Source organism: Paenibacillus sp. FSL P4-0338, assembly GCF_038002365.1.
Taxonomy (GTDB): Bacteria; Bacillota; Bacilli; order Paenibacillales; family Paenibacillaceae; genus Paenibacillus_AQ.
Genome location: NZ_JBBOCG010000001.1, coordinates 2,023,252 through 2,046,175 on the forward strand (window position 1 = coordinate 2,023,252; position 22,924 = coordinate 2,046,175).

At 54.4% G+C, this 22,924-nt stretch carries 17 protein-coding genes; all 17 read right to left on the reverse strand.

Features of this window, described 5'->3' with window-relative positions; all coding sequences use genetic code 11:
- Nucleotides 1-315: 315 nt before the first annotated feature.
- The 17 genes from glnA to MKZ07_RS08925 all read right to left on the reverse strand — a co-directional run bounded on the left by glnA (nt 316) and on the right by MKZ07_RS08925 (nt 22,825).
- Nucleotides 316-1,644 carry a type I glutamate--ammonia ligase gene (gene glnA / locus MKZ07_RS08845; protein WP_036695473.1) on the reverse strand — a complete coding sequence of 443 codons (1,329 nt, stop codon included), beginning with the start codon at nt 1,642-1,644 and terminating at the stop codon, nt 316-318.
- 29 nt (nt 1,645-1,673) lie between these two features.
- Nucleotides 1,674-2,084, reverse strand: a complete 411-nt coding sequence (locus MKZ07_RS08850; protein WP_019910684.1) for a MerR family transcriptional regulator — start codon at nt 2,082-2,084, stop codon at nt 1,674-1,676.
- Between the two features lie 260 nt (nt 2,085-2,344).
- Nucleotides 2,345-2,878, reverse strand: a complete 534-nt coding sequence (locus MKZ07_RS08855) for an AAA family ATPase (protein WP_305954386.1) — start codon at nt 2,876-2,878, stop codon at nt 2,345-2,347.
- A 60-nt stretch (nt 2,879-2,938) separates the two neighbouring features.
- Complete coding sequence (locus MKZ07_RS08860) at nt 2,939-4,192, reverse strand: methionine gamma-lyase family protein (protein WP_341025563.1); 1,254 nt, start codon at nt 4,190-4,192, stop codon at nt 2,939-2,941.
- Between the two features lie 202 nt (nt 4,193-4,394).
- The gene (gene hflX, locus MKZ07_RS08865; protein WP_036695475.1) at nt 4,395-5,684 is read right to left on the reverse strand and encodes a GTPase HflX; all 1,290 of its coding nucleotides are present in this window, start codon (nt 5,682-5,684) and stop codon (nt 4,395-4,397) included.
- 32 nt (nt 5,685-5,716) lie between these two features.
- The gene (locus tag MKZ07_RS08870) at nt 5,717-6,691 is read right to left on the reverse strand and encodes an AAA family ATPase (protein ID WP_036695476.1); all 975 of its coding nucleotides are present in this window, start codon (nt 6,689-6,691) and stop codon (nt 5,717-5,719) included.
- A gap of 90 nt (nt 6,692-6,781) precedes the next feature.
- Nucleotides 6,782-7,438, reverse strand: coding sequence for a YdcF family protein (locus tag MKZ07_RS08875; protein WP_341025565.1), 657 nt, complete (start codon nt 7,436-7,438; stop codon nt 6,782-6,784).
- 3 nt (nt 7,439-7,441) lie between these two features.
- Nucleotides 7,442-7,996: a DUF402 domain-containing protein gene (locus MKZ07_RS08880; RefSeq protein WP_036695477.1), complete on the reverse strand. Its 555-nt coding sequence runs from the start codon at nt 7,994-7,996 to the stop codon at nt 7,442-7,444.
- Between the two features lie 158 nt (nt 7,997-8,154).
- Nucleotides 8,155-10,806, reverse strand: coding sequence for a transglycosylase domain-containing protein (locus MKZ07_RS08885; RefSeq protein WP_036695478.1), 2,652 nt, complete (start codon nt 10,804-10,806; stop codon nt 8,155-8,157).
- A 139-nt stretch (nt 10,807-10,945) separates the two neighbouring features.
- Complete coding sequence (hfq, locus tag MKZ07_RS08890; RefSeq protein WP_036695479.1) at nt 10,946-11,185, reverse strand: RNA chaperone Hfq; 240 nt, start codon at nt 11,183-11,185, stop codon at nt 10,946-10,948.
- 19 nt (nt 11,186-11,204) lie between these two features.
- A complete protein-coding gene (gene miaA / locus MKZ07_RS08895; RefSeq protein WP_036695480.1) occupies nt 11,205-12,185 on the reverse strand; it encodes a tRNA (adenosine(37)-N6)-dimethylallyltransferase MiaA in 981 nt (326 codons plus the stop codon).
- Nucleotides 12,175-12,954: a class I SAM-dependent methyltransferase gene (locus MKZ07_RS08900; protein WP_341025566.1), complete on the reverse strand. Its 780-nt coding sequence runs from the start codon at nt 12,952-12,954 to the stop codon at nt 12,175-12,177. Before MKZ07_RS08900 ends, miaA begins: the two co-directional genes overlap by 11 nt.
- Nucleotides 12,955-12,996: 42 nt before the next feature.
- Nucleotides 12,997-15,081: a DNA mismatch repair endonuclease MutL gene (gene mutL, locus MKZ07_RS08905; protein ID WP_036695482.1), complete on the reverse strand. Its 2,085-nt coding sequence runs from the start codon at nt 15,079-15,081 to the stop codon at nt 12,997-12,999.
- A 208-nt stretch (nt 15,082-15,289) separates the two neighbouring features.
- Nucleotides 15,290-18,148, reverse strand: coding sequence for a DNA mismatch repair protein MutS (gene mutS, locus MKZ07_RS08910; RefSeq protein WP_341025567.1), 2,859 nt, complete (start codon nt 18,146-18,148; stop codon nt 15,290-15,292).
- A gap of 904 nt (nt 18,149-19,052) precedes the next feature.
- Nucleotides 19,053-20,576 (reverse strand): putative amidoligase domain-containing protein, encoded by a 1,524-nt coding sequence (locus MKZ07_RS08915; protein ID WP_341025568.1) that lies wholly within the window; start codon nt 20,574-20,576, stop codon nt 19,053-19,055.
- Between the two features lie 411 nt (nt 20,577-20,987).
- On the reverse strand, nt 20,988-21,545 hold the full coding sequence (locus MKZ07_RS08920) for an outer spore coat protein CotE (protein ID WP_036699039.1): 558 nt from the start codon (nt 21,543-21,545) through the stop codon (nt 20,988-20,990).
- 260 nt (nt 21,546-21,805) lie between these two features.
- Entirely contained in the window at nt 21,806-22,825 is a 1,020-nt protein-coding gene (locus MKZ07_RS08925; protein WP_036699042.1) for an HD-GYP domain-containing protein, read from the reverse strand.
- Nucleotides 22,826-22,924 lie beyond the last annotated feature (99 nt).

Below are 22,924 nucleotides of genomic sequence, written 5' to 3' on the forward strand. Positions count from 1 at the left end.
CAGTTCAATAAACCAACAGCAGTCCGGGATTTATTTCTCGGTAAAAGAAAGCTGTTGGTTTTTATATTAGAGTTTATTGAGGTGAGCATTGTGAAGAAATATAACAGATCTGAAAAAGTCATTATTGGTGTGCTCCTTGGTATGACTGCTGTGCTAGCTTTAGGAAGCCTACTTTTTTGGTATGTCTTTACCACAATCTAACTAACCCTTCGCGGCCGACACGCAAGAGCACTTATCCACGTTCAGATATAAACCATACTCTCTAAAAAAACAAAAAAAGCCCCCGGCGCGTATAGCGCCAGGGGCTGCTGTATCCTAGTAAAGCGTCATGTACTGATCTCTTTCCCACTCGTGGACCTGGGTACGGTAGATATCCCATTCGATTTCCTTCAGCTCGTAGAAGTGGGCCAGGGCATGTTCGCCGAGGGCTTCTGTGATCACGTGGCTGCGGATCATTTCGTTCAGAGCTTCCTTCAGATCGGATGGCAGGCTTGGAATGCCTTCTTCAATCCGCTCTTCTTCGGACATGACATAGATGTTACGGTCAATTGGAGCCGGAAGATCCAGCTTACGCTTGATTCCATCAAGACCTGCCTTCAACATTACAGCCAGTGCAAGGTACGGGTTAGCCGCCGGGTCCGGATTACGAACCTCAACGCGTGTGCTAAGCCCTCTCGAAGCCGGAATACGGATCATCGGGCTGCGATTGCTTGCAGACCATGCAACATAGCAAGGTGCTTCATAACCAGGAACCAGACGTTTGTAGGAGTTGACCGTCGGGTTAGTGATTGCAGCAAATGCACGTGCGTGCTTCAGAATCCCTGCCATGTAATAACGGGCTGTCTTACTGAGACCCAGCTTATCGCTCTCATCGTAGAACATATTCTCGCTGCCATTGAACAGGGATTGGTGGGCGTGCATCCCCGATCCGTTCATACCGAACAAAGGCTTAGGCATAAAGGTTGCATGCAGGCCGTGATGACGGGCTATCGTCTTCACGACAAGCTTGAAGGTCTGAATCTGATCCGCTGCCTTGATGGCATCGGCGTATTTGAAGTCAATCTCATGCTGGCCGGAAGCCACTTCATGGTGGGAAGCCTCAACCTCAAAACCCATTTCCTCCAGTGTCAATACGATCTCACGACGGCAGTTCTCCCCAAGATCCATCGGCGCCAAATCGAAATATCCACCCTGGTCATTCAGCTCAGTGGTCGGATTGCCCTTCTCATCAGTTCTAAACAGGAAGAATTCCGGCTCAGGTCCAACGTTCATAGCAGTGAAGCCCATTTCTTCCGCTTCCTGCAGACAACGTTTGAGGATACCGCGCGGATCTCCGGCAAACGGTGTTCCGTCCGGCATGTACACATCACAAATCAAACGTGCCACACGGCTGTCTGTCACCCAAGGGAAGATTACCCAAGTGCTCAGGTCCGGATACAGATACATGTCGGATTCTTCAATCCGCACATAACCTTCGATGGAAGAACCATCGAACATCATTTTATTGTCGAGTGCTTTTTCAAGCTGGCTTACTGGAATCTCTACATTCTTGATCGTTCCCAGCAAATCGGTGAATTGCAGGCGAATAAACCGGACGTTCTCGTCCTTGGAAATGCGCAGAATATCCTCTTTAGTAAAGCTCACGTTACCCTCTCCCTTTCAACTGCTCTATATTATTTATTAAAAAACCGGGATAGCTCACCTTGGATTAGAGACACTTGTCCCGGTCTTTTACCGGAAACCAGCTCCTGCTTCAGCAGACGGTGAAGCTGCGAATCAGACAACTCTCTACGTCTCACCTCTGTATCAGGGGTAATAACCGTAGCTTCTTCAGATTCCTTCGAGACAGGGTTCATCACCTGCTTGATGCCGGCAATATTAACACCCTTCTCAATCAACGCCTTAATCTCAAGCAGACGTTCCACATCATTAAAGGAGAACAAACGCTGGTTGCCGGAGGTACGCGCAGGTACGATCAGGCTGTGCTGCTCATAATAACGAATTTGTCTGGCGGATAGATCAGTTAACTTCATTACGATTCCAATAGGAAATAATGCCATATTTCTGCGGATTTCATCACCCATGACTCATCCAACCTTCCAATGATCTTTTTCTCATCTCATTGTACATTTCCTTATATGGCGTGTCAATGGTATGTGAGTTTTTCTCACAAGATTTCTTTCACCTATTGTGAGATTAAGAGATCAAACTGTCAGATGCATGGGATTTGGTTTCCCGAAGTATACCACATAGAGCAATCCACACGCAAAATCACAGGCTGCTGCGAAAGCTGCGGCAAGCCAGTATTCGACTTTACAACTCCGGTGTCCCGCTTCATGTCATGTTATGCTTCAATGATCCATTCCCCTTCGCCCGTTGGCGTCTCAAATCCGTTCAGGAAACGGGTCAGAATCTCCCCGGTAATGGTGAATGCCGCATTGGCGTCAAACCGCGCGCTGCGGATGCGGAGCCTCCGGCGCAGCTCTACCGGCTCTACCTTCAGGTGAACCAAGACCCACTGTCCTCCGTGCTGCTCGATCAGCTCTTTGTATTCGTCACGTCTTCGCTTCTGCCAGAAGCTGAAATCAACCACGACATGGCGCTTTCCGGCAAGCAGCTCTATTAGCTCCTTACGCAGCTTGCGCTCCGACTGTTCCTTGAAGGATTCATAAGCCTCTTCCGGGTAATCAAGGCCATAACGGCCATGGGTACTCCAGATATCCTCATCGATGGACAGCCGGGCGAATCCCTCCTGCTCCAGCTTGAGCGCAAAGGTCGTCTTGCCCGATCCCGCTACTCCACACATCATTACAGCGACGGCAGCTTCATTCTCCTGCTTTCTCTGCAGCAAGCTTTCAATAGCTGTTGCTTCCTCCAAAGTCCGCCCTCCTCTCCAAGCCTGATATATGAACATAACGGTTTCTATGTCGCACAGATACTACAGCAGCTTGCGCTCCCTCATACTCTGCAAAGCCATTAAGACCCCATATTTGACATGAGAATATGTTAATCCGCCTTGCATATACCCGATATACGGTGCTCGGATGGGCGCATCTGCAGACAACTCCAGGCTTCCGCCCTGGATGAAGGTCCCGGCAGCCATGATGACCGGATGCTCATACCCCGGCATGTCCCAAGGCTCAGGCACGACATGGCTGTCTACCGCTGCTGCGCGCTGGATGCCTTGTACGAAGGCTATCAGATGCTCGGGTCCGTCAAAAGCCACCGCCTGGATCAGATCCGTACGCGGCTCATGCCAGACAGGCTTGGTGGTGAAGCCGCAGCGCTGGAACACCGCCGCAGCGAAAATACTGCCTTTCACCGCTTGTCCCACCGTATGCGGGGCCATGAACAGACCTTGATACAGGCCGCGCGTCGTGCCCAGCATCGCCCCTACCTCGCCGCCGATTCCAGGGGCAGTCAGGCGGTAGGCCGCCAGCTCCACCAGATCTGCGCGGCCGCAGATATAACCGCCGGTCTCGGCGATCCCGCCGCCGGGATTCTTGATCAGCGAACCGGCGACCAGATCAGCGCCAACCTGCGGCGGCTCCAGTGTCTCGGTGAACTCTCCGTAGCAGTTATCCACGAATACAATGACATCCGGCTTAATGGCTTTTACCCGTGCTGCCATCTCGCCAATCTCAGCGACCGTGAAGGATGAACGCCAGTCATAGCCGCGCGAACGCTGGATTCCGATCACCTTAGTGTTTCCATTTATCGCCAAGGCGACCTCATCCCAGTCAACCTTACCCTCTTCTGTCAGTGCAGTCTCACGGTAGCCGATGCCGAAATCTGCCAGAGAGCCTGTTCCGTCTCCAGGCTTGCCAACTACCTTATGTAGCGTATCATAGGGGCGTCCTGTAATGTACAGAAGCTCATCTCCGGGCCGTAGCACACCGAACAGAGCAGTAGATATAGTATGAGTTCCTGAAGCGAAATGCGGCCGGACCAGCGCAGCTTCCGCACCGAATACTTCGGCATAGACCAGATCCAGCACCTCACGTCCCCGGTCATTGTAAGCATACCCGGTAGAGCCTGCGAAGTGAAAATCACTCACATGCTGGCGCTGAAAGGCTTCGATCACCTTCCACTGATTATGATCCACAATCCGGTCCAGCGCCTTGACCGCTCCTTCGATTTCCAGCTCTGCAGCTTCCGCTGCCTGTAATAAATCCTCTGCAAATCCTGCCATGTCTCCTTCATCTCTCCTAACATTTCTGTATAATGATGTCCGCTTATGCAAGTCCAGTGCTGCCAGATAGGCACAAATTCCGGGAAAACCCGCACAGCAAAGCCTGCCTGGATCAATCTCCAAAGCAGACTGTTGCAATGCGGGGATATAGATGCTTCATCTCTAACCAGCCAAGTCAGCTTCAAACGGGTCAGATAAGCAATTATTGCGGCTCCACGAATTCAGCCAGCTTGTAGCTCCATTTATCGTAGTCCTCTTTGTTCAGCCGCACGTTATAGAGTACATCGCTTCCGTCATAATCCGGTTCAAGCACCTCGCCCACCCGGTAGAGCAGAGAAGACAGATCCCCCCGGTCTCCGGGGATGCGGAAGATTAGAGTATCCCCGGCAAGCTGGTCGCTGATGATCTCCGTGATCCGTGAGAGGTCGTCCTCATTAAAAGCACTGATCTTCAGGAAGCCCTCACCGGTCGGAAGCATCTCCAGCTGTTCCGGCTGACACAGATCAATTTTGTTGAACAATACAACCTGCGGCTTGCCTGCTGCGCCCAGATCCTGCAGAATCGTCTGAACGACCTCCATCTGCTCCTCACGCATCGGAGAAGAGGAATCCACCACATGCAGCACCAGATTGGCTTCATTCACTTCTTCCAGCGTAGCACGGAAGGAGGCTACAAGATCATGCGGCAGATTCTGAATGAAGCCGACGGTGTCCGTAAGCACGACCTCCTTGCCGCCCGGAAGCTGAAGCACACGTGAGGTAGGGTCAAGGGTAGCGAACAATTGGTTCTCGATGTACACATCGGCATCTGTCAGCTGCTTCAGCAGCGTGGATTTGCCAGCGTTGGTATAGCCTACCAGCGCCACTTGAACCGCACCGCTCTTGCGGCGGTGTTCACGGTGCAGCTCGCGGGTCTTGACCACCTCATCCAGCTGGCGCTTCAGCTCGGTAATGCGGTCCCGGATATGCCGGCGATCCGTCTCCAGCTTGCTCTCTCCGGGGCCTCTCGTACCGATTCCGCCTCCCTGACGCGACAGATTCTTACCTTGCCCGGACAGACGCGGCAGCAGATAAGACAGCTGGGCCAGCTCTACCTGGATAATCCCTTCACGGGTCTTCGCGCGTCCGGCAAAGATATCGAGAATCAGCTGCGTACGGTCAATGATTTTGAGATCCAGCGCCTCTTCCAGATTACGCACCTGCGCCCCGGACAGCTCCTGATCGAAGATGGCGGTATTCGCGCCAAGCCCGTCAGCGGCCATCCGAAGCTCTTCCACCTTGCCTTTACCGATAAACCATCTAGAATCCGGGGTCTCCTTATTCTGCCGCAGTACATCCAGCACCTCCACCCCGGCGGTCTCGGCTAATTGTACCAGTTCCTGAAGCGAAAGCTCCGGGTCTATGCCCGTGCGTTTGATTTTGTCCGTAACCAGACTGACAAGGATCGCGCGGTCCTGTACTTCGGTCTCTGTATCATGTGTTGTGATTGCCATTCATTCCATGCTCCTTATCTATTCTTCCTATACTATCCTTTGAAATCCTCAATCCGCAGCGTCATCAGCTCTTGCTTGCCCGGACTTGTGCTCTCATATTGGTTCAGTAAACGTACAGCCTGTGCACGTACGGCCTTCTCAATACTGTTGCGCACATACCTTGCATTGCTGAAAGCGTGCAGACTCTCTGTCTTCTCTGTAAGCAAATGCTGCTTGAGTCTGAGTATGGCCTGCGGCATCAGAATATAATCACGGTCCTTGGCCATCAGCTCGGCAATCTGCAACAGCTGGTCGATGGTGTAGTCGGGAAATTCAACCTGGATCGGAAACCGCGAGGGCAGACCCGGATTGCTCATCAGAAAATAATCAATCTCGCCGGAGTACCCGGCCAGAATCAGGACAAACTGGCTGCGGTGGTCCTCCATCGATTTGACTAATGTGTCGATGGCCTCCTTGCCGAAGTCCTTGTCTCCGCCGCGTGCCAGACTGTAAGCTTCATCGATGAAGAGAATGCCTCCAAGCGCTTTTTTAACCAGATCACGCGTCTTCTGGGCAGTATGTCCGATATATTCGCCTACCAGATCTGCGCGCTCTACTTCAATAAGATGCCCTTTGCTGAGCACACCCATCCGCTGGAACAGCTTCGCCACAATCCGTGCAACCGTGGTTTTGCCTGTTCCCGGATTGCCCTTAAATACCATATGGTAGGCCTGACCTCCGGTGGCAAGTCCGGCTTCACTGCGCATCTGGGCCACCTGTAGCAGGGCATAGATCTCGAAGACCAGCTCTTTGATGTTATCCAGACCTACAAGTGCATCCAGCTCCCGGCTCAGCTCCTGGAACAGTCCGCTATGGCTGCCGGGCTTGGGAGCTGCCGTGCCGCTTGCGTTATCAGCCGGCAAGCCGGACACCGGAGCCGGAGCCTGATTATTCAGCACAATGTTAATCTGCCTGGACGGTCTGCGTTCTTCCCGTCCGCTGCTTGCCGCCGCTACATGTCCGTTCACCTAGTTCACCTCATTATACAGGTCTGACTTGCTCTAACCAGTCTATTCCAGTATAAAAGGGGTTATTAGCAGTTTTGGAAATTAGCAGTTTTACAGCGACAGCTCCTGCAATTTCCATTTGGTGTAGGCCAGAATCTCGCGGGGCTTATACTTAAGCATCGACATCACTTTAGACTCCGTGACACCAAGCTCCGGGTTCTTATACCCCAGCTTACGCGCAATCTCCAAGGCGCGGCGGCCATGGAATTCATGAGTAATCACGACGGCTGAAGACAATCCCTCCTGCTGCATGATTGTCTTACTGAACAGCAGGTTCTCGTAAGTGCTGGTAGACTGGTCCTCCAGATAGATCACCTTATCCGGTACTCCATGGGCAACCAGATACCTCTTCATACCTTCGGCTTCCGTGTATTTGTAGTCCGGCTGATCCAGCCCTCCAGAGACAACAAAATGGTTGAATGCACCAGATTTATACAGCTCAAGCGCATAATCCAGCCGTTCCTTCAGCCCCGGACTCGGTTCATCCCCCCACATCGACATGCCCAGAATGACTCCGGCATCCGCCTTCACCATGGGCGAGGTAGTTGCTGCACTGTTAATTCTGTTAAAGACTACTCCGCACCAGATGAATCCGGCCACAATCAGAACCAGCAGCGATAGCGTAACCACCCTCTTCGTACGGTGATGGCGCTTGCGTGATACTTTGCGGATCGGGGATGAGCCCCGCTGATAGACATACCAATCCATGATCTACTTCCTCCTAAATTCTCCGTGATGAAACAATTCGGCGCGATGCTTCAGTGAAAGGGAGAAATACGGAAAGGCATGAGCGTCTATCGCACGCAGTATGGCATTGGCTGTTGACCAGGCTAACTGATAATCACTCTCCGTGATATCTTCCCGCTCCAGCGCTTCCTCCAGTTCATCCTCATCCAGCAAAAACACTTCGCCATTCCACAGCACTACAACGTCCAGATACAGATCGTCGAACCAGGGAACCCCCTGATCCGTCACGCCCTGGACCTTGCAGGTGTCAATATACCACTGCACAATATTTTGCCGTTCATCAAACATGGCCGTCACAATATAGTGGCTGTCCTTGGGAAAATACTGCAGCCATGAATATCCCTTGTCCGCAATGCGGTATGTATGCCTGCCGTAACTCTTCCACAGCGGCTCCTTCAGCCCGTATATAGTGTAGAGTGTGATATAACCGCTGAACTCCCGGGTCTCCACATAGCGGCAGGCAAAATGGCGGCGGGTAATCCTGCGCCAGTTGGCCCGGTCTCCGAATTTACGTTTCATATGAATAACCCTCTTCTGATAATGGTGCATTCAGCTTAACACATTTTGCAAAGACACTCAAAACAAGAAAACCCCGACATCCGGCAATTCTGCATCGTGCAGAGCTCCCGGAGCTGTCAGGGTAATCGTTAATGCTATAAATTTGACTTCATGTCAGTCTAATGCACATTGCCGGGGCCTTCAACAAAACCGCTGCCCGGATCACTTGCCGGATCGGTTCCGGCATTCGGGTCAGGGATGATTCCGGGATCGACAGTACCGCTCGTCGCCTCCGGTGCCGGTGTCGGTAACGGCTCTGGCGTGGCAGGCGGCGGTGTCATCTCAGGAGGGGATGTGGCTGCTCCGCTGCCGCCCTCCCCTCCTTGACCATTGCCGTTATTACCTGGACCATGGTTGCCCGGTCCATTATTACCAGAACCGTTATTTCCTGGTCCATTATCCGGCGGATTGCCGCCGTTATCGCCATTTCCTGAATTGCCGCCGTTATCGGGGTTATCCGTAGGCATATTCGGGTCAGGCGTTATCTCTGGCTCAGGGGTCTGAAGCTCATCCTGAACGGACACAGTTACAGTCTCGGACGGTTCGCTCTCCTGATCAAGCTCCTGATAATATGCAGTCACATAATATTCATAGGACAGTCCCGGCATCGCACTGATGTCCCCGATATTCGAGGCCATGGTGTTCATAATCGATGTGAAGTCCGTCTCAGAGGTCTCACGGCGGTAAATACGGTATTCTACCCCGCTGGCCGCAGCAGGATTCCAGCTCATGTTCACCGTCATCGTGGATGGATCATAAGCAGCCTGGAAGCCCGCTACCGCCGATACCGCTTCAGGTGTCGGTGTAGCCTCTACCTCTGGAGCAGCACCCTTCGGTACCGGGAACTGCTTGGCAGGTACACCTTCTAGCGCCTTCTCCATCACCTTGCCCCAGAAGGCAGCGGCCAGCGGACTGCTGTTCTTCAGCAGATGGGTTTTGCTCGGCTTGTCATAGCCCATCCATACTGCAGCCGTCCATTCCGGCGTATAGCCGACGAACCAGACATCACGGTTCGAGCTGATGCCCTTATACCCGCTCTGCGTTGTACCGGTCTTACCGGCTACCGGACGGTTAATTTTTGCTTTTTTACCCGTACCGTCCTGTACAACACGCTGCATCATCTCAGTCATCTGATAAGCCGTCTGTTCACTCATTACACGGTCTGGCTTGGTGTTCGCCTTGTAGACCGTCTTATCATCACTGTCGGCTATCGACTTGATAGCATATGCCTCCCGCAGCTCTCCGCCGTTGGCGAAGGCGCTGTAAGCCTGGGCCATCTCCATCGTGTTCGTTCCCTCACTCATCCCTCCGAGGGCGAGCGACAGGTTCTTGTCTTCATCCTTCAGGTTGATCCCCAGCTTCTTGGCGAACTGAAAGCCGGTATTCACACCGATCTCATTCAGCAGCCAGACCGCCGGAATATTCTCCGACTTCGTCAGCGCATCACTCATACTGATCGATTTCGAGTACCCGTGCAGATTGTTCGGACAATATTTGCCGAAGCACTGCTTCTCATTACTCAGCATGGAATCATTCGTGAATTTGCCGGATTCCAGTGCCGGTGCATAGGATACCAGGGGCTTGAAGGCAGAACCCGGTGAGCGGCGGCTGCCGTCGATCCGGCTGTAGCCTTTTTTCTCATAGTTACGTCCGCCCATCAAGGCTACAACGCTGCCATTCTCCTGATTCACAATAGTCATTGAGCCCTGGACCAGCTCATCGTCCACACTCTTCTCGAAGTTATCACTGTCGGCAAAAGCATCCTCAATCGTCTCCTGGGCATGCTTATCCATGGTTGTATAAATCTTATAGCCGCCGATGTTGAGATCATCCTCGGTCAGCCCGAATTTGTCCTCAGCCTCACCAATCGCATAATCGATGAATGCCTGGTAACGCTGCTTCTTCTCAGGCGGCTTGTAGTTGTAATCCACGACCTTCGCCTCGTCCATCTGCTCCTTAGTGATCAGCTTCTGCTCATACATGAGTTGAAGCACTACGCCGCGGCGTTCCTTCGACAGCTCGGGGTTACGCAGCGGATTATAACGGGATGGCCCTTTGGGCATTGCAGCCAAGGTCGCTATTTGCCACAGCTCAAGTTTATTCAGATTGCTTTCCCCGAAATAACGGATGGAAGCAGCCTTAATCCCGTAAACCGTTCCGCCGAAAGGAATCCGGTTCAGGTACATCTTAATGATTTCTTCTTTGGTTTCTGTTTTCTCCAGTGCCACGGCAATCGAAACCTCGGTCGCCTTACGGAAGAAGGTCTTATCCCGGGTCAGGAAGATATTCTTCGCCAGCTGCTGGGTGATCGTACTGCCGCCTTCAACCATGCTGCGCGCCGCAATATCCTTGACAGCCGCGCGTCCGATGGACCAGAGATCCACCCCGTTGTGCTCGAAGAACCTTTTGTCCTCGGTGGCTACAAATGCGTCAATCAGCAGCTTGGGAATATCCTGGTATTCCACCGGGTCGCTCTTCTCCAGCGACAGCTCGCCGATCAGATTCCGGTTCCGGTCAAAAATCTGCGTCGGCGGATTCACCGTCAGCTTATCCCGGTTCTCATCCAGCAGCTTCTGCCCGTTCAGCATGATGAACAAATACCCGCCCAGCGCACAAAAAATAGCCAGCGCAACTGAAAAAAACAAACTCCACAGCACACGTTTTTTGGTTAAGAACCTTTTCTTTTTTTTCTTCGGCTTCCCTTGGGAGCTAGACGGCTGACTTCCTCTGTTTCTATTGCCGCCGCTCCGGGTTAGTTGGTCTCTGGACATGCTGCCTCCTGACTCCCTTAACGGAAAAAACATAAATGATGTTCACGAATGAAAAGAACAACCTTCTCAGGTTGCTCTCTCGCACTCTCTATTCAAACGATTTATAAACAAAAAGGTTTCGCTTCAAAACAGTAAAATCTTAATTCTCGTTATTGTTGTCCTGCATCAGTGATACGCTTCGCTGCGGAGTAAACGTGGAGATCGCATGCTTGTACACCATCTGCTGGCGCCCGTCACTGTCGATGACAATGGTGAAGTTGTCGAACGCTTTGATAATTCCCCGGATTTGAAAGCCGTTGGTCAAATATACTGTAGCAGGGATATTCTCTTTGCGCAGCTGGTTCAAGAACGTATCTTGAATGTTAATGGACTTGTTCATATGACGTACCCCCAATGGTTCAATTAGATTGTTCAGAAGTATATTCAAGACCTGTAAGAAACTTTCCTGCTATTATACCATTTAATTTCGCAAAATTCTCAGAAAAGTTTTGGCTCTCCAGGACGTCAATCCACTGAATCTCCTTCATGTGGCGAAACCATGACAACTGCCGCTTGGCAAACCGGCGGGTATCACGCTTCAGCAGCACCACGGCTTCCTCAAGCGTCATCTCCCCTTCCAGGTAGGCGGCAATTTCCTTGTAGCCCAGACCCTGCATAGACACAAGACTCCTGCCGTAGCCTTGATCCAGCAGCCGCTGCACCTCAGGCACGAGGCCATCCGCCAGCATCTGATCGATTCGGTCTTCAATACGTTTATATAGTATTTTCCGGTCCATTGTCAAACCGATCAGGCATAAATCATAGGGAGACTCCTTGTTCTGGCCGGCCAGGGAGTCGGATAACGGGACGTTCGTCTGGTGAAAAATCTCCAGCGCGCGGATGATCCGCCTGCGGTCATTGGGGTGCAGCCGCTCCGCGCTGGCCGGGTCCACCGCTGCCAGCCGGGCATGCAGGGCATCAGCCCCATGCTCTTCGGCGTAAGCCTCCTGCTGCTCGCGGAATGCCTCGTCAGCCACTGCTTCAGAAAAGCGGAAGCCGTAGCATAACGATTCAATATACAGTCCTGTTCCGCCCACAATAAAAGGCAGCTTGCCTCTCGCGCTGATCTCCTCGATCAGCCGCGCTCCCTGCTCCTGGAATTCAGCCGTAGAATACGCATCCTGCGGATCATGAATATCAATCAAATGATGGGGAATGCCCTTCATCTCCTCAGGCGTAATCTTGGCCGTCCCGATATCCATCCCGCGGTAGACCTGCATTGAATCCCCGGAGATGATCTCGGCTCCGTGCGCTTCGGCCAGCTCCAGGCTCAGTCTGGTTTTTCCGACCGCAGTTGGTCCCAGCAGTACAAGCACTTTGCGTTTCGTCTCAGTTGTCAATGGTAATCACCCCGTACGATGTTTTGGCATTGGCCCGCAGCAGCTCCTTGAAGCCGAGGCGGGTGAATTCTCCGCTCAGCGCCTTCTCCTTGAGCAGCACGGTCTTGCGTGCCACCCTGGTGGCCTCAGCCACGCTGTCAGCCGATAGCGCAGCAGGATTGGCGAATTGCCGCAGCGGCGAGATCGCCGCCGAATCCGTCAGCGGCACCCGGAACATCGGGTCGAAGTAGACAATGTCGATGCTCTTGTCCGGCTGGGCCCGCAGGTATTCCAGATGGTCCCCGTGCTGCACATCAATACGGCGCAGCGCCTCATTCACCTTCACCTGGCCGGATACATACCCGCTCATCCCTTCCAGCAGTAAGGCGTACAGCGGCAGCGAACTCTCCAGCGCCGTCACCTTGGAGGTCTCTCCTCCAGTGACTGCGAACAGCAGCGAATCCGCTCCGAGTCCGGCCGTGCAGTCCAGCACACTGTCGCCGGGGAGCATGCCTGCGGCATCGATCATGGGGTCCGGCTCACCTCTTAAGAATCTTTTGGCGCGGACAAAACCCATGCTGGGATGGAATTCCATCGGCGGCATTGCCGGTGTAATCAGCCGGACTGCCTCCTGGAGGACTACCAGAATCTGTTCGTCCCCATAATGCTCCACCATCTTGCCCATCGAGAATTTCGCTCTCGGAGCATAGGCGCAGCCTGTGCGTTCCGCAAGCTCCCGGGCCCGGGCCACCACTTGCGGTATCGGGTCAAAGCCCGTGGTTATAATCATGTTGCCTCCGATCCTGCACTCTATAAATGTACAATATAGCCACTACATAACGCGCTTAAACAGCTTCTCCAAATCATAAGCCGAGAACGACACAACGATCGGACGTCCATGCGGACAGGTATAAGGCTGACGGCAGGCCGCGAGCCTGGTGAGGAGCGATTCCACTTCCAGCTCTGTAAGCTTCTGATTGGCTTTGATCGAAGCCTTGCAGGAGCAGAGAATGGAGGATTTCTCGCGCAGCTTGGCGAGGTCAATCGACCGTTCGCTTAAGACCCACTCTGCCATCTCTTCAATGACCGCCTTCTCGTCCCCTTCCGGGAACCAGTACGGCAGGGAACGAACCAGGAAGGTCTGTCCGCCAAAATGCTCAAGCACGACCCCCGCCTGCTCGAACCAGTGGAGCCGTTCGCTAAGCTGCCTGCTCTCCGAAGGCGTGAACTCCAGCGTAATCGGCAACAAAAGCTCCTGCGAGGCATCTTCCGGCTTGCCGAATTTCTCATAATAAAATTCATAATTCACCCGCTCATGCGCAGCGTGCTGGTCAATCAGGTACAGCCCGCTGTCATTCTGGGCGATGATATAGGTTCCGTGATGCTGGCCGATATAATTCAGCTCTGGAAACTGAGGAAGACCCGAGCCGGTCTGCTCCGCAGGTGCGTACAGCTCCCCGGCCGCCTGCTGCTGCCCCCGGCCAGCGATGGCTGCCTGAGGACGGTAGCTGTCGCGGGGGCCGGTGGACGGCTGGCGGTATGAACCCTGGGTGGCGTTACCGCCGCTGTATGCAGCGGCCGTCTCTCTGGCCTGCTGCGTATTGCTGCTATATGGCTGGGTATTCCCGAATGCTTGGGAAGCAGCGTGAGGGCCTCCAGCGGCAGGGTTAGTTAATGGACCAGCGCTGCCAGAGAAAAGAGCGCCGTTCGCTCCGCTGGAAGGCAGCTGATTGCCCGCTGCGGCGCCAGCACCGCCAGGTAATCCCTGTCCGTAGCTGCGCGGATCTACAGACTTATCTGTGCCTCCTGCTTCCGTACCTTGCTGAACACTGCCCGGAGCTGCACCTTTGGAGAAGGCAAATTGCTCCTGAATGAATGAGCTGCTGTTCTTGCCGCCGATGATCTCCTTAGTGGGGCGCGGAATCAGGCTCTGGCCCATCAGCAGCGAGCGGATCTGCTGCTCTATGAACCCGTACAGCTCGGGTTCTTTGCTGAAGCGAACTTCAAGCTTGGCCGGATGCACGTTGACATCCACCAGTGAAGGGTGCATCTCCAGCTTCAGGACCAGCAGCGGATAACGGTTAATCGGCAGCAGCGTATGGTAAGCGCGCATAATCGCCGCGTTCAGTCCGTTGCTGCGGATATACCGTCCCCCAACCAGTGTGGTAACCGCATTGCGGTTCGAGCGTGTCCACTCGGGACGGCTGATATAGCCGGAGATCCGGAAGTCCGGATCTTCCGCAGACACCGGGAGCATGGCCTTGGCTGCTGAGGTGCCATATACAGCAGCAATTACCTGCAGCAGATCTCCGTTGCCCAGCGTATGCAGCAATTGATTGCTGTTATGCTGAAGGGTGAAGGAGATATCCGGGTGGGCCAGTGCCATCCGGTACATGGCATCCGAGATATGGCCCAGCTCAGTCTGGATGCTCTTCATATACTTCAGGCGTGCAGGCGTATTATAGAACAGCTCGCGCACGGTAAGGTCACTTCCCTTGCCGGAAGCTGCATCTTCATTACGGATCAGCCTGCCGCCCTCGATATCCAGCACCCGCCCCTTCCCGTCGTCTCCGCTTGCGGTCAGCAGGGTCAGCTTCGATACCGCCGCGATACTCGCCAGCGCTTCTCCACGGAAGCCGAGGCTGGTGATCAGGAAGAGATCACGGCCGCTGGCAATTTTGCTGGTCGCATGGCGGTAGAAGGCAGTCTCGCAGTCCTCCGGCTCGATCCCCGAGCCGTTATCCTTAACCCGGATGCTCTGCAGTCCCCCCTCTTCCACAGAGACTTCAATGCGGGTGCTGCCCGCATCAATCGCGTTCTCCACCAGCTCCTTCACTACGGAAGCAGGACGCTCGACCACCTCCCCGGCCGCAATCTGGTTGGCAATATGCTCATCCAGCACATGAATTTTAGCCATATTCGTTCACCCCGCATTTACTAATTTTTATAGATAGTATTGAACATTAACGGACAAAAGCCTTATTCGGACAAGTGGAAACGGCTTTGCCGTCCTTTTAAAGGACGGTACTGTTTCAGGAACAAAATCATCCTAACGGATGAGATTACCTTCGCGCGAGCACAATGTATGCTGTTTTTCACATATATTTGGTCCATATACCGCTCAACTACAGCTCCCTTGCCTTCAGCTTCAGCTCATTCAGCAGGCCCATCGCCTGCAGCGGAGTCATATTCATCAGATCGGCGCCTTGCACGGCGTTGATTAACTCTTTGAGCAGCGGATTGTCCTTGACGGCCGGTGCGTTTGCCCCGCCCTTGCGGTTCTTACGCGGCTCTTCCTCGCCAAAAATAGACAGCTGCACCACTTCATTGTCCTCTTCCTCTACAGGAGAAGCAAGGGATACGGCAGCTTCCCGCTGTCCGGCAGCCATAGAAGCTGCTGCTTCGGGATAGGGGTCTGGATGTGCCGGAGCTTGCGTGGTGCGTTCAGCCGAATAGGATTGGCTGCCTGTGGCAGCTCCTTCTCCGGCATCCGGCGTCTGCGCAGCGCTAGCCTGATGCTCCTGTATGACTGTTCCGCCCCCGCTCCGGTCACTGTAACCCGTGCCGTAATTCAGCGCTGCGCTGCCCGGCGGAGAAGCCTGCTCAATGCTCTGGAGCAGTCCGTAGGCCCGGTCGATAATCCCTTCCGGCAATCCAGCCAGCCTTGCACAATAAATCCCGTAGCTGCTGTCCGCAGCTCCCGGCACAAGCTTACGGAGGAAGTTCACCTTGTCGCCGCTCTCCTGGACTGCCATCGAATAATTCCGCAGCCCCTCAAGGCTCTGCTCCAGATGGGCCAGCTCATGGAAATGCGTCGATACCAGTGCCTTGCAGGCAATGGTATCATGCACGTATTCGATCACCGCCTGGGCAATCGCCATCCCTTCGCTGGTCGAGGTCCCCCGGCCCAGCTCATCGATGATGATCAGGCTGCGGGCAGTTGCTTTCTCGGTCATGACCTGAATGTCAGCCATCTCGACCATGAACGTGCTCTGGCCGCCGATCAGGTCATCCGCTGCACCGATCCGCGTGAAGATGCGGTCGATCAGTGCCACCTCGGCGCTGGCCGCAGGCACGAAGCAGCCGATCTGGGCCATGATGCAGATGAGCGCCACCTGGCGCATATACGTGCTTTTGCCGGCCATGTTCGGTCCTGTGATCAGCAGGATATTGCCTTCGTCCTTACTGAGTGTGCTGCCGTTGGCAATGAACGCCGAATCCTTCAGCACTGCCTCTACTACCGGATGGCGTCCGCCTTCAACCCGCAGATCGTAGCTGTCGGATAGCTTAGGCTTCACGAACCGGTGCTCGGCGCTGACCGCTGCTAAGCACTGATACACATCAATCTCCGCCACCTTCTCGGCCAGCGCCTGCAGGCGCGGAACCTGGCTGCTAATCCGCTCGCGCAGCTCGGTGAACAGACTGTATTCCAGATCTGTCATCTTATCCTGGGCTTCCAGGATCAGTGCTTCTTTCTCCTTCAGCTCAGGAGTGACATAACGCTCGGCATTGGCCAGCGTCTGCTTGCGCTCGTAACGGCCTTCCGGCAGCGAGGACAGATTGGAGCGGGTAATTTCTATATAATATCCGAAGACTTTGTTGTAGCCGATCTTGAGGGATTTGATCCCGGTCACCTGGCGTTCCTTCGCTTCAAGCTCGGCAATCCAGCGTTTGCCGCTGCTGCTGGCTTCCCGCAGCTCGTCCAGCCGCTCATGGTAACCCCCACGGATAATTCCGCCGTCACGCACGGACACCGGTGCATCCTCCACAATCGCCCGTTCAATATCTTCACGAAGCTCCGCGCATTCATCCATGGTTGCGCCGATCTCCCTTAAGGTAGAGGAACCAGAGGTCAGGCACATCTCCTTCAGCGCAGGAATCTGGGCCAGGGACAGCCTCAGTGCGTTCATATCCCGCCCGTTGGCGCTGCCGAAGGCAATCCGTCCGACAAGCCGTTCCAGATCATAGATCTCCTTCAGCGCCCCGCGCAGGTCCTCGCGGACAATAAACTGGTTATACAGATAGTCAACGGCTTCCAGACGGCGCTCAATCGGCGCGCGCTGCAGCAGCGGCTTATCAATCCGGCGGCGCAGCAGGCGGCCGCCCATGGAGGTCTCGGTGCGGTCCAGGAGCCAGAGCAGCGAGCCTTTTTTGGAGCGTTCCCGCACGGTCTCGGTCAGCTCCAGATTACGCCGGGTGAACGGATCGAGAATCATATAATTCCCTGGTTCGTAAGGCGAGATCTGGGTAAGTTGCCCTAGTGAACGGCGCTGTGTCTCGCTGAAATAGGAGATCAGCAGCGCCAGGGCACGGCCGCGCTCCTTCTCCAGCCGGACCCAGGCCGCTTCACCGAACTGGCGGCGGGCCAGCGCTTCCTCCTGCTTGTCCCACGGGGTATAGACCACAGGCTTGGCCAGCAGGGAAGCTTCACTGCGCAGCTCCTCCAGCAGGGCTGAATCCCCAATAATCTCTGCGGGCTCGTAGATGCCAATCTCGTCGCGCAGCCACTCGGTGCTTGCGAGTACCGAGGTGACATACAGCTCACCTGTCGTCAAATCGCAGGCAGCCAGCGCCATCATCCCGTCTTCCTCTGTTACGCAGACGAGGTAGTTGTTGCTTTTGTCCGAAATGATCTTGCCGTCCATCACTGTACCCGGTGTAACGACCCGGACGATATCGCGGCGGACCATCCCTTTGGTCACCGCAGGATCATCCAGCTGCTCGCAGATCGCGACCTTGTAGCCCTTCTCGATCAGTCGCTGTATGTACCCCTCGGCGGCATGATACGGCACCCCGCACATCGGAATTTTCTCACCGATCCCGCCGTCACGGCCTGTTAATGTAATCTCAAGCTCTTTGGATGCAAGCAGTGCATCTTCGAAGAACATTTCATAGAAATCGCCCAGACGAAAGAAAAGGAAAGCGTCTTTAGCCCCCTCCTTGACTTTGAGATACTGCTGAATCATCGGCGTATAGTTTGCCATCGTCTACCTCCATACCTACTTCATACTGTTCTCTATTATAGCAGAAACTCCGCTCCCCGGGTTACCCCCGGCACGCCTGCGGCGGTTGCTAAAAGTTGGGGCGGATGTTCATGGCGGTAGGGGGAGGGGTGTCACTTAGAGGAATAGGGGGGAGTGAGGGGTGAGAGTGTGGGAGATATATGGTTTGGGGGTGGGAGGAATGTGAAGATGTTGGAGCAGGTGTAAGTCGATGCTGGGGCGTGTGAGGATGTGGGGGGCGGGTGTGAGTAACTTGTGAGGCAGGATGCGAGTGCGAGGAGCGGGTGAGGCAGGATGCTGGGCTGGGCGAGGATGTAGGGGCAGCCGTGAGTAACTTGGGGGAAGGAGATGAGATTTCCGGCAGGTTTTTTATTCTATTGTAGTTTGTACATTAGATGGCCCTGTAATTGGCTGATAAATGGGATCTGCTGCACTTCGTACATTAGAAATCCTTACAAGGAGAGTTTTCGGACCAAATTCCAGAATTCTAATGTACAAACTACATCAGAATGTATCTCAGCGCTGGCAAACGACGATTCTGCTGCAGTAAATACAACCACTTTGATATTCACTTCGTTAATTACTTCAACAGACCCATGTAGTTGCGATAGCGGGATTAGAATAGTCACTTGTATTGGTAGCAGATATCAGATTTTACGTGGAAGTAGTGAAAATCAGTTTAACCATCCGTCTCCTGTATAGGCGAACCATGAGTGAATGATCAAAAGTAACCTCAGAGTGCCACCGTTTTCTGTGTCAAACTAGAACGAAATTTCATGAAGAATTGTTTGTTTTAAAAAATAGCCGCCAAAGCAGCAGCTTCCCACACCTAGTGGTGCAGAAAAGCTGTAACCGGCGGCTATCGGGACTTGACGGGCGGCGTACTCTATTGATAAGCATCCGCCCGCCAAGACGGCAGCGCCCCGGAATCCGGCGGGGCGCTCTGTACCCAGGAGCCGCGGATATCCCGCGACTCATCCCAGCTCTGCTGCTCCGCTATGGCGCGCAGCAACGGATCAATCCACCGGGCGGCGGCTGCGTAGCCGCCCAGTGTGCGCAGCTGCGCCTCCAGAGGAGGCCAGGCTGTGCGCAGAGGAGCTTTGCCGCCACTGTAGAAGGCGGCATGCAGGTCTTCCCGGTCGAGCGGGCGCAGCGGCAGGTCTTCATAATGGCTCACGATCAGGTGAGCCAGGCAGACCGCGCCTTTGGCGATGACCGGGGAGACCAGGAAGCTCGGCAGGGTCCGGTACTCGAAGCCGCCATGCGGCTGAGGGCGGAAATCGCCGAGCACGCCATAGCGGGGACGCCGGGCCGCAGCCCGGATGTCCTCCAGCAGGAACAGGGGCAGCGCTAGATAGTTATCTAGCGCACGCAGGAGCGGCGCACACAGCGTGACGCCGCTGAAGTGCAGGTGGCCGCCGAGGGCCCAGCCCCGCAGCGGCATCCCTCCCGCCCGCCAGCGCAGCGAGCGGTCGGCAATGAGCCGGTCCGCCTCGCGTGCGGCGGACATCAGCTGCGCCAGCAGCGCGCGCGGTTCCCCGCGCGGCGCAGGGCGCAGCTCCGCCACCGGGAACACGCCGCGCGTTCCCGGGGGTCCGGCGTCGCAGCCCGCGACGCCGTCCATGGGCAGGTACCGCGACGCCGGCACGACGCGGCCCGTGGATTCCCGGAGCAGCAGGAACTCCGGGTCCATGCCCATGAGCAGCCCAGGCCGGCCCGGCTGCTCACTGTCAAGCATCCGCGCAAGCGCTGCGGAAGCTGACCCGTACGGCTCAGGCAGCGCTCCAGCGGGATCGGGCATCACCGGAGTGATCCCTGTCACCATGTACCGCCGCTCGCCCATGGCCCGCAGCTCCACCTCGCCGCTATCCAGGCCCAGACTATACAGCGCCCGCACCGCTGAAGTCTGCAGAACCCCTGCAGCCCCCCGCAGCCCCCTTACCCCACCACCTAAACTGCCAAGCTCATCCACGAAACTCCCATACTCACTTTGCCTTCCAGATACGCCCCCACCACTCCCATTCCCGCCTTGACTTCCAACTCCTCCCACACCATTCCTATACTCATCTTGCCCCCCAGCTCCTCCCACACCATTCCTATACTCCCCTTGCCATCCAGCTACTCCCCCATCATCCCTACCCAACCTTCCAACCCCCCGCCCCCCGCCCATAGCCGCTCCAGCTCCGAGCGGCTGGCAGTCCAACACGGTCAGATTGAAAATAAGCACGCGGTAGTGCTGTCTGTAGCTTGCGGGGTCTTGTCCATGTGAATGAGCATGGGTGTCTCTTGTATCTTCACGCCGTGCCCCTCTAGCGATAGAATTGGAGTCGGCCTCAATCCCGCAGCGCCGGAGCCTGCGTTCGATCTGCTCCGGCGCAAGCTGCCGGAATATGTTCAGCCCTTCATTCATGTCTAATGCCTCCGCCCATACGAAATTCCTCAGAGCCGTATCCCCTCGCGCACCGTCCTAAAACCGGACAATACCCTTTGAGCGATAAGCCGCTGAGGAAGCCTGACCCCCAAATGTTCAAGTGGAAATAGCACAAAAATTGCACCCGAAGCTTGATCGCCGCTGCGGTGTATACTTGGACATTCAAACGCTGCCCCGTTTAACTTTCCTGATGAATGCCGCGCCTCCAGCGCAAGCATTCCCCTACGCATCTCTGTGCCTTGAAGGATACTTAACAGTATGAAGCCTACATCCTTACCATTTAAAAAAATATTTTAAAAAAAAGAGGGCATTCGCCCTCTACGCCGCTGCCCTCTCATCATATAATGGATCATAACCCACACAGTACTTCAGGCAGCGGCATATTCCTTCCTACAACTCATCATCCAGAGCATCAGGGTCCAGATCATCGTAATCGTAATTCTCGCCTTCAAAATCATAATCCTTGTCTTCCAGATCGTCACTCTGATCACTGACAAACACGCGGAGCTTGGTCTCAGCCACCAGTTCCGCATCGAACTCGCGTTCCACCCGGAGTGTCACACTGCCTCCGCCCGGCGATACCCCGGCTTCCACACAATTGGGTTCCTGCGTTGCCTCCGCAGAGACCTGTGCCGTGGAAGCACGGTGTCTCGGGTCGAGGTACGACAATGGAATAAGCTCCACATAGGAGACCGTTTCCTTGGCAACCTCGGTCTGCTTGTTTTTGTCGTACGAATACCAGATGTTCACATCATAGGTACCAATCACTTCGATTCCGTTCCCGGCGGCAACCGCTTCGTACTGGTGGTTAATGATCCAAGCCCCCAGAATACTAGTCGGATGATGTGGCGGAGTCACGGTATGGGTTGCTGTAGAGAACTTACGACCTTTGCCGCAAATTGCCTTCGTAATGATCTCCCTTGTTTGACGTTTATGGCTTAATGACATCTTTGAACCTCCTCCATACAATCATTCACTATCAAGTGTATGCACGTTCTGGGCATTTGTTGATTGTTAGAGTAGAAATAAATTTGGGTAAGCCCTCAGATGCCGTAACTGAAGCCCTTTGCTTCATTTTATTGCCGGATTTAGTCCATTATGAATCTCCTGACCCGAAAAAAAACAAAAGTAGCGGCTCCCCCTAACCGGGAAAACCGCTACTTTTTGTTGTGCCAACATCTTAAGCCGGGAAGGGGCCAGGCTCCCTGCTAGGAAAGTACACGTACGATGCCAAGCTGCCGGTGGCGGCTGAGATCAATGAAATCCTCACCGATGTTCACCAGCGGACGCAGCGGGTCATGGGCCAGAATCATAATGATTTTGCCGATCTGCCCGTCCGTCAGGAGCACCTCATTGCCGATCATCGATTGCATCAGCTTATTAATGAACACACTGCAGATATACGGGTCCAGCTTGCCGTAGACGTTCTCATCCATCTGCTTAAGCACCTCATACAGCGGCGCAGCTGTACGGTAGAACCGGTCTGAAGTCATTGCGTGGAAAATATCCGCCACCGCCACGATTTTGCTGAAATCCGTAATCCGGTGGCCCAGCACGCCGAAGGGGTAGCCGCTGCCGTCCATCCGTTCGTGATGCTGCAGCGCCACAAGCGCCTGCATATGATTGGTGCCCACCGTATCGCGGATCATCTCATAGCCATAGGTCGTGTGCTTCTTCATCAGGGCATATTCATCCTCACTCAGCGGACCCGGTTTGGTGAGGATCTCGGCCGGAATCATAATTTTGCCGATATCATGCAGCGTCGCAGCAATCGTCAGCATACTCAGCTCGTCCGGCTTCAGCTTCAGCCATTTGCCGAGCAGCGTAGAGATGATGCCCACCGCCACATTATGCCTGTATGTATAGTCATCCTTAGTCTGCAGCGCAGACAATATTCCAAAGAAATCATTCTTCTCGCTCACCTGCTGAATGAACGGGATCACTTCATTCCTGAGCTCAATCATCGGCAGACGCTTCGTCTTCGTATAGCGCAGCTGCTCAAAAATACTCTCCATCGCCGCCGTACAGTCATCCACAGCCAACTGATAGAATGCAGCGCTATCGACCTGGACCACATCCTGCGGCTCCAGAACGATCTTGTGCTGTGTAATCAGGCGGATATGCTCTCCGGTAAGCAGGGTCAATGCCGGCAAGACAAATACACCGCTATGATTGAAAAGGTTCGCTACCAGCTGTTTGCCGATATATTGATCATTGCTGTTATTCATATTCCTCACCTGCCAGACCAAGATTCTTGGGTTTTAGACATCACTTAAGAGACAAGCTCACTTGGGGTGCTTATGTTTCTTATCGTTATTTTACACCGG

Excerpts from the sequence above, each read along its gene's own strand:
- MKZ07_RS08850 (WP_019910684.1), bottom strand. The coding sequence starts at position 2,084 with ATGGGTGATGAAATCCGCAGAAATATGGCATTATTTCCTATTGGAATC.
- MKZ07_RS08860 (WP_341025563.1), bottom strand. The coding sequence starts at position 4,192 with ATGGCAGGATTTGCAGAGGATTTATTACAGGCAGCGGAAGCTGCAGAG.
- hflX (WP_036695475.1), bottom strand. The coding sequence starts at position 5,684 with ATGGCAATCACAACACATGATACAGAGACCGAAGTACAGGACCGCGCG.
- MKZ07_RS08875 (WP_341025565.1), bottom strand. The coding sequence starts at position 7,438 with ATGGATTGGTATGTCTATCAGCGGGGCTCATCCCCGATCCGCAAAGTA.
- MKZ07_RS08880 (WP_036695477.1), bottom strand. The coding sequence starts at position 7,996 with ATGAAACGTAAATTCGGAGACCGGGCCAACTGGCGCAGGATTACCCGC.
- MKZ07_RS08885 (WP_036695478.1), bottom strand. The coding sequence starts at position 10,806 with ATGTCCAGAGACCAACTAACCCGGAGCGGCGGCAATAGAAACAGAGGA.
- hfq (WP_036695479.1), bottom strand. The coding sequence starts at position 11,185 with ATGAACAAGTCCATTAACATTCAAGATACGTTCTTGAACCAGCTGCGC.
- MKZ07_RS08900 (WP_341025566.1), bottom strand. The coding sequence starts at position 12,954 with ATGATTATAACCACGGGCTTTGACCCGATACCGCAAGTGGTGGCCCGG.
- mutL (WP_036695482.1), bottom strand. The coding sequence starts at position 15,081 with ATGGCTAAAATTCATGTGCTGGATGAGCATATTGCCAACCAGATTGCG.
- mutS (WP_341025567.1), bottom strand. The coding sequence starts at position 18,148 with ATGGCAAACTATACGCCGATGATTCAGCAGTATCTCAAAGTCAAGGAG.
- MKZ07_RS08915 (WP_341025568.1), bottom strand. The coding sequence starts at position 20,576 with ATGAATGAAGGGCTGAACATATTCCGGCAGCTTGCGCCGGAGCAGATC.
- MKZ07_RS08920 (WP_036699039.1), bottom strand. The coding sequence starts at position 21,545 with ATGTCATTAAGCCATAAACGTCAAACAAGGGAGATCATTACGAAGGCA.
- MKZ07_RS08925 (WP_036699042.1), bottom strand. The coding sequence starts at position 22,825 with ATGAATAACAGCAATGATCAATATATCGGCAAACAGCTGGTAGCGAAC.